Raw genomic sequence first — 15,138 nt, forward strand, 5'->3', positions numbered from 1 at the left:
GGCAGGAAGCGGGCGAAACATAGGGTGCCTTAGCTCAGCTGGTAGAGCAACGGACTGAAAATCCGTGTGTCCCCAGTTCGATTCTGGGAGGCACCACCACCCGGAGGCCGGTCGCATGACCGGCCTTCGGCGTTCAGGCGGGGTCGTGGTCGGCCAGCCAGCGCCGCAAGCCGTTGAGGTGCTCGGCCTTCAGGGGATCGCGCTCGCGCTGGTTGGTGGCGGTGAAGAAGCGGTGCTCCTCCAGAAAGCGCACCTGGATGCGGTTCCATTCCAACTCCGTGGAGAGCACGCCATAGGCCCGCAGCTCGGCGAACAACAAGGCCCCGATGCGCTCGAAATCCGTACGCCCGAGGTAGTCGAGGTCCGCATCGCACAGGATCCGCGAGAGGTCGTCCTCGGGCTGGTGCGGGATCCGCGTGGCCTGGATCATGGTGCACACCCGCTCCACCTGCCGCCCCTCGTAGCCGAACCCGGGCAGCGTCCTGCGGGCGATGGCGCAACTGGCGTCCTCGTGCTGCAGATCCTGCTCGGTGAATCCCGAATCGTGGTAGAGCGCGGCCGTCTTCAACAGCACAAGGTCCTCCCCTTCCACCCCTTCCTGCGCCGCGATGTCGATCACCGCGGCGTACACGTCCAGCGTGTGCTCCAGGCTGTGGTACGTGCGGCGGTCCGGAAGCTCCTCGCGGAGCTTCAGCAGGATGTAGGCTTTGGCGGCCTGATGATCCATGCGGCTGCGGCCAAGATAACGCCCCCCTGCACACCAGTACCTTCGTGCCGTGTTCCCGAAAGGCCACCGCCGCACGCTCCTGCTCTTCGGCATCCTGGCGGTGTACATCGTGCTGCAATCGCTGTGGTGGGCCTACCTGCTGGTGCGCAAGGACCAGGAGATGCAGGGCCTGATCGATGCGTTCCACCTGGCCACGGGCACCGACCCCGGCCGCGCCGACCGCACCTTCCGCATGGTGGTGGGCGAGGGCAGTGTGTTCCTGGCCCTGCTCATCGCCGCGCTGGTGCTCACCTACCGGGCCATCCGGCGCGACCTGCAGCTGGCGCGCGCGCAGCGCAACTTCCTGCTGGCCGTCACCCACGAGCTGCGCACCCCCATCGCCGGGGCCAAGCTGAACGTGCAGACCCTCCAGCGCCACGCCCTGTCGCCCGAACAACGCGAGGCCCTCGCCGCGCGCGCCGTGGGCGACCTGGACCGGCTGGCGGCGCTCACCGACAAGGTGCTTCTGGCGGCGCGGGCCGAGGAGACCGACCTGCCCCTGGAGGTGGGCCCCGTGGATGTGGCCTCCGTGCTGCGGCAGGCCGTGGACCAGGCGCACGGCACCGGCCTCGCCGGGCACGCGGTGGAGCTGGAGGCCCCGGACACGCTCACCGTACAGGCCGAGGCCCTCGCGTTGCGCTCGGTGCTGGACAATCTGCTGGAGAACGCCGGCAAGTACACCCCGCCCGGCAGCCGGGTGCGCGTGAGCCTGCGCCCGCAGGGCGGTGCCGCCGTGATCGAAGTGGCCGATGAAGGCCCCGGCGTGCCCGAGGAGGAGCGCGAACGCATCTTCCATCGGCTCTACCGCGGGGGCGACGAGTCCACGCGGCGCGCACAGGGCACCGGGCTCGGCCTCTACATCGCGCGGCGGCTCATGCGGCGCATGGGCGGCACCCTCACGGTGCGCAACGCCCCGCAGGGGGGGGCTATCTTCGCGGCCTCCTTCCCCACCGCCTCCTGATGCCCGCAACCCGCAAAATCGCCCTGGTCGTGCTCGACGGCTGGGGCATCGGCGCCGGCGACCGCACCGACGCGATCGCGCAGGCCCGCACGCCGCGTTTCACGGAACTGCTGGCCACCTGCCCGCACGCCACCCTGCGCACCGACGGTGAGCACGTGGGCCTGCCCGCCGGCCAGATGGGCAACAGCGAAGTGGGCCACCTGAACATCGGCGCGGGCCGCGTGGTGTACCAGGACCTTCTGCGCGTGGACAAGGCCGTGGAGGACGGTTCCCTGGCGCGCAACGCCGTGCTGCAGGAGGCGTTCCGGACAGCCTGCGCCCCCGGTGTCCGGCTGCACTTCATCGGGCTGCTCAGCAAGGGCGGCGTGCACAGCCACCAGGACCACCTGCGCGCGCTGTGCCACGCGGCCATGGACGCGGGCGTGCCGCAGGTGTTCGTGCACGCTTTCACGGACGGGCGCGACGCGGACCCGAAGAGCGGACTGGGCTATTTGCGCAACTTCCTCGCCGGGGTGCAGGGGCTGCCGGTGCACATCGCCAGCGTGGTGGGCCGCTACTACGCCATGGACCGCGACAAGCGCTGGGAGCGGGTGAAGCGCGCCTACGACCTGCTCGTCCACGGCACGGGCACGGCGGTGGCCGACGCCACGGAGGCCTACACGCGCAGCTACGCCGAAGGCATCACCGACGAGTTCATCGTGCCGCACGTGATCACGGGACCCGACGGTGCGCCGCTCGCCATCATCCGCCCCGGCGACGTGGTGATCTGCTTCAACTTCCGCACCGACCGCTGCCGCGAGATCACCCAGGCCCTCACGCAGCAGCCCTTCCCAGAGCACGGCATGGCGCCGCTCCCGCTGCACTACGTCACCCTCACCGAGTACGACCCCACCTACCGCGATGTGCGCGTGGTGCTGGGCAAGGACGAGTTGCCGATGACGCTGGGCGAAACGGTGAGCGCGGCGGGGCTGCGGCAGGTGCGCGCGGCGGAGACGGAGAAGTACCCGCACGTCACCTTCTTCTTCAGCGGCGGGCGCGAAGCGCCATACCCCGGCGAGGAGCGCATCCTGGTGGCCAGCCCCAAGGTGGCCACCTACGACCTGCAGCCCGAGATGAGCGCGCCGGAACTGGCCGACCGCGTGGCGCAGGCGCTCACGCCCGATGGTCCCGATCTGGTGATCCTCAACTTCGCCAACCCGGACATGGTGGGCCACACGGGCGTGTTCAGCGCGGTGGTGAAGGCCGTGGAGACCACGGACACCTGCCTGGGCCGCGTGGTGGACGCCGGCCGGGCGGCGGGCTACAGCTTCGTGATCATCGCCGACCACGGCAACGCGGACAAGGCCCTGAACCCCGACGGTTCGCCCAACACCGCCCACAGCACCAACCCGGTGCCCATCGTGTTGGTGGACGACCGGCGATGCACGCTGCGCGATGGGATCCTGGCCGATGTGGCGCCCACCCTGCTGCAGCTCATGGGCCTTCCCCAGCCCGCGCAGATGACCGGGCGCTCGCTCGTGGTGGCCGGGTGAGGGTGCCCGTTCAGTGCTTGATGAAGCGTGCGGAACCCCGGCGGCCGTGCTGGTCCTCCACCCGTACCAGGTAACAGCCGGCCGGCCACGTGGCCACCTCCAGCGTCATCGCGCTCCGCGCCCGTAGCGCCTGGCGATGCACCACGCGCCCCAGAGCATCCTGCACCTCCACCGTGCGGAGGACCCCACCTACTGACAAGGCCACCTGCACCAGTTCCGTGGCCGGGTTGGGGTGGATCGAGATCGGCACGGCCACACCCCGCTCTGGAAGCCCCGTGCTCACCTGCACACACGTGTCCGGCTCCACCGTGTCCAAGTCCAGGTAGCCCACGAACTCATAGGCCAGTTGCGGGTTCTGCGGAGGGAGCACCATGTACAGGTCGTTCTGGAAGAAGGCCATCTCCCCATGATCCGAATACATGTGCCCGCCCAAGGCGCAGAGCTGCTGCCCGTCATAGCGCAGTACTCCGTATAAGGTGGTGTCCCCCACGAAGTGGTACACCCCGCTGATGTACAGCGCGCCCGCATGCACCTGGATGTCCGTCACGCTGCCCTCGAAGTCCACCTCGGGAAAGAACGGATGCCATGCCGTGCCGTCCCACACCTGCAGGTGGTCGCTGTACACATCGGGATCCGACCCGTTCAGGAAGAAACCGCCCACATACAGGGAGTCCCCATAGCCGCACAGGGTGGACACGAAGTTGCCGCCCACGCCGCCGGCCAGGCCCTCCCACTGGTCCACCCCATCAAAGGACACGATCTTGCGGGTGCCCAACACCTGGAACACCCCGCCGAAGTAATAGCGGTCCTTCCACAAGGCGGCACCGTACACCGAGGCCGGCAGCGTCCAGGGCGCGTTCGGCAGGGGGCGCAGCGAATCCATCCGCCACTCCCGCACCCCGGGCATGTACTGGCCGTTCACCGTGCTGGCCACCCCGCCCACGAACAGGCGGTCATGCACTGGGAGAATTGCTAGTGGACCATCCATCACACCCATGCCGTGCCATTGCCCGTTGGCCAGGTACACCCCATCCCCCCAGTCATCGACCCATTGGAAACCACTACAGAATGGCCCGATGAACAGCGTATCATGAAACCAAGCCATGGTTGACATGTTGCATCCCAGCGAATTCAATGGGAAGCCATCACCACCCGCAAGGTCATCCACAGTCCAAGCTGCGCCATCCCACGCAGCCAAACCATGCGCGGGAATACTATCTGCACCGCAATACCGGAAGTTGCCACCGACCACGAGTTCTGTGGAGTCCGGAGTGATGGCTAACGAGTAAGCCATCCAACTGACACCACCATCCATGGTCAACCACTGACCACTGACCGACATGGTGCAAACCAAGCCAACAAGGCCAAGCGTACGAAATGAGGTCATTGCTTCACGAATCGGGCCAGCGAGATCCGACCCTCCCGGTCAGTAGCTCGCACAACATAGACACCGGCGGAGAGCCGGGAGACATCGAGCTCGGCACTTCCCTTAGTGCGCGTGATCTCGGTACTGCACGTCCTTCCGCGCAGGTCGAACACCGCCACCGATATCAGTTCCTTACCACGAGAGAGGCCGACGCTGTTGTTCATCGTGGCCGGGTGAGGGTCCGCTAGTTGTTCAGGATGGTCAGGTGGCCGGTGAAGGGCCCTTCACCACCTTCCACCACCACCTCATAGAAGTAGGTGCCGTCGGGCACGTTGCGCCCATCCCAAGTGTTGCGGTAGTTGTTGGCCTCGAAGACCACCTGGCCCCAGCGGTTGAACACGCGCACCGTGTTCTGCCGGCTCTGGATGCCCTCGATCTCGAAGCGGTCGTTCTGGCCATCGCCGTTCGGGCTGAACACGTTCGGGATGAAGATCTCGCAGTCCACCTCCACATCGATCGCGAGGGTGGCCGTCTGTCCGCAGGCATCGGTGGCCGTCACCGGATAAGTGCCGTCCACATCACCGGGCACCCAGAGCGTGGTGCCCACGGTCCCGTCCGCCCACAGCAGACCGATGGTCCCCGTTCCTCCGGAGGCCGCCACCACCAGCACCAGGCTGTCCGTGCATTCGGCCAGCACGTCATCGCCCAGCAGGCTCAGCGGTTGCGGGTCGGTGATGGTGATCGTCACGTTCGCGGTCACGGCCTGCCCGCAGGCGTTCGTGTAGGTGGCGGTGATCGTCGCGGTCTCCGTGCCATCCGCAGTGCCATCGTTCAGCGCGTTCACCGGCAGGTCGATCTGGTTGCTGCCGTTGGGGATGGTGATGAGGGCGGGCACGGTGCTGTGGTCGGTGCCGTTGGTGGCCGTGCCGCTCTGCACCAGCTGGAGGGTGAGGTCGCCGGTGGTGCCTTGCGGGCGTGTCACGCGGACCACGGTGGAATCGCAGCCCTCCACGAGGTCGTCCGGGCCGATGATGCTCAGCGAAATGGGCGGCGGCGGCGTCAACGTGATGGTGGCGAAGGCCGTGTCCGGGGCCAGGCCGCAGGTGTCCGTGGCGATCACGGTGATGTCCTGCGCGGCGAAGGCCGTGACGGTGATGGTGGCGCTGGTGTCGCCCGTGCTCCACAACAGGTCATGGAAGCCGAAGCCTCCGGTGATGGTGGCCGTCAGGTCCACGCTCTCGCCGCAGGCCACGGTCGCACCCGTGGAGGTCACCTGCAGCTCGGGCACGCTCTGGATGAAGAAGGTGTAGGTGACCTCGATGGGCTGGCCGTTGCAGCCGCCAGGCACCAGCAGGGTGATCTCGATGGTCTCATCGCCATCGCCGTCCACCGGCACGTTGAGCTGGAAAGGGATGCTGCCCTGGCCGCCGGCGAAGAGCAGCGTGTCGGGCAGTGGTGGGAAGTAGTCCAAGCCGGGTGTGGAGGTGCCGCCGTAGGTGAGGTACACCGTGTCCGGCTGGCTGATGTCGCCCACCCGCACGAAGTTGAGGGCCACCGGGAAGCAGCTCTCGAAGACCACATCGCCGAACACGCCCGGACCGGGCTGCAGCGCGGGGATGAAGGGATTGCTGCTGAAGCTGCCGCCCTCCAGGAACACGCCGCTGTCCAGGGCCGAATCGAAGGCATCGGCGATGGCCAGCTTGATGTGGTAGGTCTCGCCGCACTGCACCAGTGCGCGGGCCGTGAGCACCACGGTGAAGCCGTCGTACTGCACGGTGAGGCCGCCGGCGTTGTCGAAGTAGAAGCTGCTGTTGCTCTGCCAGTTCGGGTCCACCGCCGCGCAGTTGGCGGGGTCGCCGAAGGTGCCGGCCGAGCCGTTGTTCACCGTGTTGATGCCGATGGGCACGCTGGTGCCGGGGATCAGGGCGATGTTCTCGGCGTTGTTGCTGAAGGGCCCGTTGATGCCGGGACCGCTCAGGAAGAAGCCGAAGACATCGTTGAAGGTGGAGCAGACGTACTCGTTGTACTCCTCGCTGCCGAAGACGAAGCGGAACTTGAGCGAATCACCGGCCGGCACGAAGTCGAACTCGAGCACGGCCTTGTCGTTCACGTTCTGCTGGGAGATGGTCTCCAGGTCGATATCCCCGGTGAAGTCCGGGGATGCGGGTCCCAGCGTCAACCCGTCGGTGTTGTTGGGGCCCACCACCTCGTCGATGGTGCCGCTGCACATCACCAGGCCCTGGGCGATGTTCACGTTGGAGTTGGTGCCGTCGAAGCTGCCGATCTGGTCGTTGATCACGTTGCCCGGCTGCCCGTTGAAAGTCACGTTGCTCACCGTGATGCCACCGCCCAACAGCACGTTCTGCACGAGCTGCTCCGGGGTCTGGGTGTTGTCCACGGTGATCTGCGCCCCCGCCACGGCGGGCAGCAGCAGGGTGGCCAGCAGCAGGCCACGGTCGGTTCCTCGCATCATGTCAGTTCTCCTGGATCGTGCCACGGATGAGGGTCACGTGACCGTACCCTTCCTGCGGCGGCATGTAGTGGCCCTCGGCCTTGTACTTGTACACGTAGACGCCGGTGGGCGCCATGTTGCCGTTCACCTTGCCGTCCCACACCGGCTCTTCCTCCGACGAGGCGAAGATCTGCTCGCCCCAGCGGTCGAAGATGGTCATCTCGTAGCTGGACACCATGTGGCTCACCGGCCCGAAGACCTCGTTGATGCCGTCGCCGTCGGGCGTGAAGGCGTTGGGGAAGTGGATCTGCGCCGGCGGGATGATGTACACCGAGTCGGTTGCCCGGCAGCCGTTGGCCGTCACGATCTCCAGATGCACCCAGTGGTCCTCCATGTCGGTGTAGCTGTGCGACACCTGCTGGGTGCTCGCCTTCGTGCCGTCGCCGAGGTTCCAGAAGTAGTAGATGGGTTCCGGATAGGTGGCCGCGTCGAACTGCCAGTCGTCGATGCCCTCGTTGGTCACCACGATATCGGCCAGGGTGGGCTCCACCTCGATCTCCACCTGGGCGCTGTTGAACAGGCCACATTCCTCGTACACGTTCACCACGTAGGTGGTCGCGCTCAGCGGGGTCACCATCACCTCAGGGTCGGTGTGCGCCAGCAGCGGCCACTCGATGCGGTAGATGCCGGACCCGCCGGTGATCTGCGCGCTGAGCAGGATGCTGTCGCCGTAGCAGATCACCTGGTCCTCGGTGAGGTCGATCACCAGGGGCTCCGGGTGCGGGATGTAGGTGGCCACGACGGCGCTGCCGGTGTAGCCGCACTGGTCGCTGGCCGTGAAGGTGTACACGGCGTCGGCCGGCACCGGGACATCCACGCTGGTCCCCGTGGCGATCACCGTTCCGTTCGCATCCTCCCAGATGTAGGTGTATACGCCGTTGCCACCGGTGACGGAGGCGATCGAGATGGTGGTGGTGTCACCGACGCAGATGACGGTCGGGTCGCCGTTGGTGACGATCTCGATCGGCGGCAGCGGGGCCGTGGTGGTGAGCACGCTGTCCTGGGCGGTGGATCCGCAGCCATCGGTCACCGTGGCCACATAGTAGGTGGGCGGACCGGCATCGACGTTCACCGTGGCGGTGGAGCCCACCACCGTGGTGCCGGTGGTCCATTCGTAACTGAAGTTGCCATCACCGCCGGCCACGTTCAGCACGCTGAGGTCCGCATCGCCCAGGCAGGGAATGGCCGTGTCGGGCGTCAGCGTCAGCACCATGGGGGCGTACACCGGCACGTCGACGGTGATGTCCACGGTGGCCGGCACGATGCTGCACGTGTCGCTCACGGTGAGGGTGTAGGTGGTGGTCACGCCCGGCGATACGGAGATGGTGGGCGTGGTCTCGCCCGTGCTCCAGCTGTACTGGTAGTTGCCGGATCCCCCGGACACGACCGGCGCCAGGACCTCCGTGAGGTTGCAGTCGCTCTGGATGTTGCTGGCCTGGATGTCCAGCGGGGGTGGTGAATCGATGTAGAAGTGGAACTCGGTCTGGATCTGGATGCCGGCGCACTGGATCAGCTGCTGGATCTGGATGATGATGGATTCCATGCCATCGGCATCCTGCGGGATGGTGAGCAGGAAGGTGATGGCCGTGTCGCCGGGATAGTAGATCAGCTGGCTGGGAAAGGGCGGGCTGTAGTCCACACCCGGTGTGGCCGTGCCCAGGATGGCGAGGTTCACCGTGTCGGTGTTGGAGGTGTCGCCCATGCGGTAGAAGGTGAAATCCACCAGCCCGCAGCCCTCCAGCATGGTGCTGTCGTTCACGAGCACGCCGCTCACGAGGTCGGGGATCACCTGCCCGGTGCTCACGAAACTTCCCGCCTCCAGGAACACGCCGCTGTCGAAAGCGGTGTCGCCACCGTCCGCGATCGCGATCTTGATGTGGTAGGTCTGGCCGCAAACGACCTGGGCACGGGCGGTCAGCACCACGGTCATGCCGTCGTACTGCACCGTGGTGCCGTTGGCGTTCGAGCTGTAGTAGATGTTGTTGTTCATCCAGTTCGGGTCCAGTGCGGCGCAGTTGGAGGCCGTTCCGTTCGCGCCTACGGTCCCGTTGTTCACGGTGTTGATCGATACGGGCACCTGGGTGCCGGGCACCAGGGCGATGTTGATGGCGTTGTTGGTGAAGGGACCGGCGATGCCCGGCCCGCTGAGGAAGAAGCCGAACACGTCGTTCACGGTCCCACAGACGTACTCATCGTACTCCTCGGAGCCAAAGACGTAATTGAACTTGAGCGAATCCCCGGTGGGGATGAAGTCGAACTCCAGGATGGCGGCATCGTGGGTGGCCACACCGCTCAATTGGTCCAGATCAGGGTCGTTGAAGCCCCAGTTGCCGCCGCCGGCCGAGCCGCTGCCGATGTTGTTGGGGCCGATGGCGAAGGTGACATCGCCGGATCCCATGATCATGCCGGCGGCCAGGCCCACATTGGAGGTCGTGCCGTCGAACTCGCCGGCCTGGGGGTTGATGGTGTTGGCCGGCAATCCATTGAAGGTGAAGTTGCTGGCCGTCACCCCGCCGCCGAGGAGCACGTTCTGCACCAGCTGGGCCGGGGTCTGCGTATTGGTCACCACCAACTGGGCGGAACTGCCCAGGGGAAGCAGCGCGCACAGGGCGAGAAGGGAGCGGTTCATCGGGGCCATGGCGGGTGGAAAAAGCCTTGAAAATTAAGCCTTGACGACCACATGACTGCCTGCGGTGCCCATCCGTTGCCCGACGGCCACCCCGAAAAGGCCCGGACTCACTCCGACGCGATGTCCTGGCCCAGCAGGGTCACCGAACCGATGCCCTTGGTGGAGGGGAACCGCTGGCCCTTAGCTTGGTACTGGTACACATAGACCCCCGTGGGGCAGGGCTGCCCGTTGGCGAAACGGCCGTCCCAGGTGCGGCCCAGCTCCTCCGTGGTGAAGACCACCGCGCCCCAGCGGTCGAAGATCGTGTAGGTCACCTCGGTCAGGGCGTAACCCACTGGGCCCCAAGCATCGTTGATGCCGTCCCCGTCCGGGGTGAACGCATTGGGGAAGAAGAGCTGTGCGGAGGGCTGCATGAACACCGAGTCCACATCGGTGCAGCCGGCGGGGGTGGTGGCCGTCACCGTGGCCCAGTACTGGTCACCGTCGGCGAAGGTGTTCTCCACGGTGGCCCCGAAGGCCTGCGCACCGGTGCTGAAGGTCCAATGGAAGGTCTCGGCGCCCGGCAGGCATTGCGCGATGAAGCGGAACTCATCCCCGCCGAGCTCGCTGACGGTGATGTCCACCACGGGGATCTCCACCAACACGGTCACCGCCCCGCTCGCGCTGGCGCCGCAGGCATCGGTCACCGTCACCGTCAGGGTGGTGTCGGCCTCGGGGAACACGGTCACCGCGGCGGTGGTGTCGCCCGAGGGCTGCCAGAGGAAGGTGTAGTCCCCTCCCCCGCCCACCCCGCCTGCGGTCACCGTGGCGCTGCCGCCTTCGCAGGCCACGGCCGTGGTGGGCAGCACCAGCTCCAGCGGCGCCGGGGCGTCCACCACCACGGTGGCGCTGGTCTGCTGGCCGCAATTATCGGCCACCTCCAGGGTGTATGTCGCATCGCCGGTCACCGGCACGGTCAGGGAAGGTCCGGAACCGACGTTGTTCCCGGCATCATCGGTCCACACATAGCTGTACTGGCCGTCGCCACCGGTCACGCCAGGGGTCAGGGTCGCGGCATCGCCCAGGCAGGGCACGGTATAGGGTCCACCAGGGGTGATGGTAAGCGTGGGCATGTTCGGCGGGCTCACCTGCACGGTCGCCGTACCCGAGCCTCCGCAGGCATCCTGTACAGTGACCAGATAAGCCCCGGGCGAGCCGGCGGGCACGCTCAGGGTGGTGCCATTGCCCTGGCTGGTGCCGTTCACCGTCCACTCGTAGGTGTACGGACCCACCCCACCGGCCACGTTCAGTACCTCCAGCAGCACACTGCCCTGGCAGGGGAGCTCCACGTCGGGCGAAGCCGTGACGGCCAGCACGGCCGGGGGCAGCACCGTCACGGTGATGGTGCCCTGTTGCACACCGGCGCAATTGTCGTTCACGGTCACGGTGTAGGTGCCTGGGGCGGTGGCGTCCACGGGGATGGTGGTGCCCGTGCCCACCGGGTTGCCGTTCAGGGTCCAGCTGTACGTGAAGGGGGGCGTGCCGCCCGCGACGTTGATCACACTGAGGTCGGCGGTGCCCAGGCAGTCGAGGGTCACGTCCGGGCTCAGGGTCAGGGTCATGGGGGGGCTCACGGGGGCGCCCACCACCACGGTCCCTTGCACCGTGCCGGCGCAGTTGTCATCCACTGTGAGCACATAGGTGCCAGGGGCCGTGTTGGGCACCGTGATGGAGGTGCCGTTGCCGACCGGTGCACCGTTGAGGGTCCACGCATAGGTGAAGGGGGCCGTGCCACCGGTGAGGCTCAACACCTCCAGGTCCACCGAACCGCTGCAGGGCAGGTTGAGGTCGGCCGTCAGCGTCAGGTTCATGGGTGGGCTGATGGGGGCGCCGACCACGACGCTCTCCTGGACGCTGCCGCCGCAGTTGTCATCCACCGTCAGCACGTAGGTGCCAGGAGCGGTGTTGGGCACGGTGATGGTGGTGCCATTGCCCACCGGCGCACCGTTGAGCGTCCATGCGTAGGTGAAAGGTGCCGTGCCACCAGTGAGGCTCAGCACCTCCAAGTCCACCGAACCGCTGCAGGGCAGGTTGAGGTCCGGGGTCACCGTCAGGTTCATGGGCGGGCTGATGGGGGCGCCGACCACCACGGGTTCCTGCACCACCGCACCGCAGCCGTCGGTCACCGTGGCCACGTAGGTGCCTTGCTGGCCCTGCCCCACGGTGATGGTCTGGTTGGTGCTCACCGGGGTGCCGTTCAGGGTCCATTCGTAGGTGTAGGGCGGGGTGCCGCCGTTGACGTTCAGGATGCTGATGTCCACCGAGCCGCTGCACGGGAGGTTCACATCGGGCGAGGCGTTCACCACCGGCTGGGCGCTGGCGAAGCTGCCGCCCTCCAGGAACACGGCCGAGTCGTAGATCTCATCGCCGCCGTCGCCGATGGCCAGCTTGATGTGATAGGTCTGGCCGCACTGCACCTGGGCACCTGCCGTCAGCACGGAGGTCATCCCGTCGTAGGTGATGGTGTTGCCGAAGAAGTTGTCCACGTAATACGCGCTGTTGGCCACCCAGTTGGGATCGGCGGCGGCACAGTTGAAGGGGTCGCAGCCGTTCAGGGGATCGCCGGGCGTTCCGCCATTGAGGGTGTTGATGGTCACCGGCACACCGGTGCCGGGGATCTGGGCCAGGTTGATCGCGTTGTTGGTGAACGGGCCGTTGATGCCCGGACCGCTGAGGAAGAAGCCGAAGGCATCGTTCACCAGGGCGCACACATACTCCGGATACTCCTCAGAGGCGAACACAAAGCGGAACTCGACGGAGTTGCCGGTCGGCACGAAGTCGAACTCCAGGACCGTGGCATCGCTGATCTGCACACCGGAAAGTGCGGCCAGGTCGGGGTCGGTCCCGGTGAAAAGGCCGGCGCTGGCGAAGGTCATGTCGCCCATGCCGGGCGCGTCGGAAACAAAGCCTGTGGAGAGGATGATGCCCGAGGCCAGACCCAGGTTGGTGCCGTTGGCGGTGAAGGCGCCACAGCCGGGCTGACCGCCCGGAGCACCGATGATGCCGTTGTACTCCACGTTGCTGGCCACCACACCGCCCCCCAGCAGGGTGCTCTGCACCAGGTTCTGAGGCGTGGGAGCGTTGTTGATCAGCAACTGGGCGCTGGCGGGCCCGGTGGCAAGGACGATCAGGACGGGTAGAAGGGCGCGGGTCATGGCGTGGGGGTCGTTCGGGAGGCGAAACAAGCGCCGGTCCGGCAGGGCGGGCAGCGGGGACGAGCAACTGGCAGGGGTGATCGCGCAGCCGGCGGGCGGCTATCTTGCGGGCCCTTACCCACCGCGAAGGTCCGCCAGGAGCCTTCGTGGGTCAAATACCGAAATGTCGTGAAGGACCTCCTCGCCTACGTCGATGCCAACCAGGACCGCTACCTGGCCGAACTGATGGACCTGCTGCGCATCCCCAGCGTCAGCGCCGACCCCAAGTACAAGGCCGATGTGCAGCGTTGCGCCGAGGCCGTCAAGCAGCGCCTGGTGGAGGCCGGGGTGGACCGCGCGGAGATCTGCCCCACGGCCGGCCACCCCATCGTGTACGGGGAGAAGATCGTGGACCCCGCCAAGCCGACGGTGCTGGTCTATGGGCACTACGATGTGCAGCCGCCCGACCCGCTGGACCTGTGGACCTCCCCGCCGTTCGAACCGGTGATCAAGGACGGAGTGATCTATGCCCGCGGCAGCGCCGACGACAAGGGCCAGTTCTACATGCACGTGAAGGCGGTGGAAGCCATGCTCAGGAACGGCGGACTGCCCTGCAACGTGAAGTTCATGATCGAGGGGGAGGAGGAAGTGGGCAGCGACAATCTCGGGGTCTTCGTGAAGGCCAACAAGGAGCGCCTCAAGGCCGACGTGGTGCTGATCAGCGACACGGCGATGATCGCCAATGACGTGCCCAGCATCAACACGGGCCTGCGGGGCCTGAGCTATCTGGAGGTGGAGGTCACCGGCCCCAACCGCGACCTGCACAGCGGGGTGTACGGCGGCGCCGTGGCCAACCCGATCAACGCCCTGTGCGAGATGATCGCCAGCCTGCACGATGCCGACCGGCGCATCACGATCCCCGGTTTCTACGAGGCGGTGCGTGAACTGAGCGCCGCTGAACGCAAGGCCCTGGCCGAGGCCCCCTTCGACGAGGAGGCGTACAAGAAGGACCTGGCCATCGATGCGGTGCGCGGGGAAAAGGGCTACACCACCGAGGAGCGCAGCAGCATCCGGCCCACGCTCGACGTCAACGGCATCTGGGGGGGCTACATCGGCGAGGGCGCCAAGACGGTGCTGCCATCGAAGGCCTTCGCCAAGATCAGCATGCGCCTGGTGCCCGACCAGAAGAGCGAGGCGATCACCCGCCTGTTCCAGGAGCACTTCGTGCGCATCGCGCCGCCGGGCGTCAAGGTGGCGGTGCGTCCCCACCATGGCGGCGAGGCCGCAGTGACGCCCATCGACTCGGTGGCCTACCGCGCTGCGAGCAAGGCCATGGAGGAGGCGTTCGGCAAGACCCCGATCCCCACCCGTGGCGGGGGCAGCATCCCCATCGTGGCCCTGTTCGAGGCGGAGCTGGGCTTGAAGACCGTGCTGTTCGGCTTCGGGCTGGACTCGGACAACATCCACAGCCCGGACGAGCACTACGGCGTGTTCAACTACATGATGGGCATCCGCACGATCCCGCGCTTCTTCCATCACTACGCCGCGCTGATGAACGGCCGGGCGTGAGCCCGGCACGGTCGTTGACCGGTACCCGCATGCTTCGTCGCTGCGGCCCTCCGGCCCTGATCCTGTGGCTGGCGCTGGCCGGCTGCGGCACCTACCGCGAGGTCACCATCGACGGCGTGGAGGCGGTGCACCTCGCCGGGATGGACGCCAACGGCCTGTCGGTGCGTGCCGAGGTCAAGGTGACGAACCCCAACGGCTATCGGATCCGCGTGGGCGAGCCCGAGCTCGACCTGTTCCTGAACGACACGCGCATCGGCACGGCGGTGCTGGACACCGCGCTGGTGGTGCCCGCGCGAGGCACGACCCTTCTGCACGTTCCGTTCCACGCGCGGATGGAGGGCGAGCCGCTGCTGGTGATGGGCCTGGGCGTGCTGCTCGGCGACCGACCGCTGTTGAGTGCCGAGGGCACGGTGCGCGCCCGGGCCGGGCTGGTGCGGAAGCGCATCCCGATCCGCCTGGAGGCCCCCCTTCAGCCATGAGGCGGCATACCGCACGCCCGGTTGTTGACGACCCGCAGCGGAACGCTCGTTCGGACGCCCCGCCACCGGGCTTACTTTGAACCCATGACCCACCACCTGCTGCTCCCCGGATGCGCGGCCCTGCTCCTGTCCGCCGGGGGGTGCGGAGGTG

10 protein-coding genes and 1 tRNA gene are annotated in these 15,138 nt (G+C 66.9%); 5 read left to right on the forward strand and 6 right to left on the reverse strand.

What is annotated here, in order from left to right; genetic code table 11:
- Positions 1-23 precede the first annotated feature (23 nt).
- A tRNA-Phe gene (locus tag IPM49_09480) sits at positions 24-99 on the forward strand.
- Between the two features lie 34 nt (positions 100-133).
- Here IPM49_09480 and IPM49_09485 read toward each other — a convergent pair.
- A complete protein-coding gene (locus tag IPM49_09485) occupies positions 134-727 on the reverse strand; it encodes an HD domain-containing protein (GenBank protein ID MBK9274757.1) in 594 nt (197 codons plus the stop codon).
- Between the two features lie 49 nt (positions 728-776).
- Between IPM49_09485 and IPM49_09490 the strand changes: the two genes are divergently transcribed.
- Positions 777-1,727, forward strand: a complete 951-nt coding sequence (locus tag IPM49_09490; GenBank protein MBK9274758.1) for a hypothetical protein — start codon at positions 777-779, stop codon at positions 1,725-1,727.
- Entirely contained in the window at positions 1,727-3,259 is a 1,533-nt protein-coding gene (locus IPM49_09495) for a 2,3-bisphosphoglycerate-independent phosphoglycerate mutase (protein MBK9274759.1), read from the forward strand. Before IPM49_09490 ends, IPM49_09495 begins: the two co-directional genes overlap by 1 nt.
- A 10-nt stretch (positions 3,260-3,269) precedes the next feature.
- On the opposite strand, the gene IPM49_09500 is transcribed toward IPM49_09495, so the two are convergent.
- From IPM49_09500 to IPM49_09520, 5 genes are all read right to left on the reverse strand, one after another.
- Positions 3,270-4,364 carry a T9SS type A sorting domain-containing protein gene (locus tag IPM49_09500; GenBank protein MBK9274760.1) on the reverse strand — a complete coding sequence of 365 codons (1,095 nt, stop codon included), beginning with the start codon at positions 4,362-4,364 and terminating at the stop codon, positions 3,270-3,272.
- A 278-nt stretch (positions 4,365-4,642) separates the two neighbouring features.
- On the reverse strand, positions 4,643-4,849 hold the full coding sequence (locus IPM49_09505) for a T9SS type A sorting domain-containing protein (protein ID MBK9274761.1): 207 nt from the start codon (positions 4,847-4,849) through the stop codon (positions 4,643-4,645).
- A 20-nt stretch (positions 4,850-4,869) separates the two neighbouring features.
- Positions 4,870-7,098 carry a choice-of-anchor L domain-containing protein gene (locus IPM49_09510; protein MBK9274762.1) on the reverse strand — a complete coding sequence of 743 codons (2,229 nt, stop codon included), beginning with the start codon at positions 7,096-7,098 and terminating at the stop codon, positions 4,870-4,872.
- A gap of 1 nt (position 7,099) precedes the next feature.
- Positions 7,100-9,766 (reverse strand): choice-of-anchor L domain-containing protein, encoded by a 2,667-nt coding sequence (locus IPM49_09515; GenBank protein ID MBK9274763.1) that lies wholly within the window; start codon positions 9,764-9,766, stop codon positions 7,100-7,102.
- Positions 9,767-9,873: 107 nt separating this feature from the next.
- On the reverse strand, positions 9,874-12,960 hold the full coding sequence (locus IPM49_09520; protein ID MBK9274764.1) for a choice-of-anchor L domain-containing protein: 3,087 nt from the start codon (positions 12,958-12,960) through the stop codon (positions 9,874-9,876).
- Between the two features lie 168 nt (positions 12,961-13,128).
- On the opposite strand from IPM49_09520, the gene IPM49_09525 reads away from it, so the two are divergent.
- Together IPM49_09525 and IPM49_09530 are read left to right on the forward strand one after the other, a co-directional pair.
- Positions 13,129-14,508, forward strand: coding sequence for a dipeptidase (locus IPM49_09525; protein ID MBK9274765.1), 1,380 nt, complete (start codon positions 13,129-13,131; stop codon positions 14,506-14,508).
- 29 nt (positions 14,509-14,537) lie between these two features.
- Positions 14,538-14,987, forward strand: coding sequence for an LEA type 2 family protein (locus IPM49_09530; GenBank protein MBK9274766.1), 450 nt, complete (start codon positions 14,538-14,540; stop codon positions 14,985-14,987).
- Positions 14,988-15,138: the final 151 nt, after the last annotated feature.

This window comes from Flavobacteriales bacterium (assembly GCA_016715895.1).
In the GTDB taxonomy this organism is placed as follows: Bacteria; Bacteroidota; Bacteroidia; order Flavobacteriales_F; family PHOS-HE28; genus PHOS-HE28.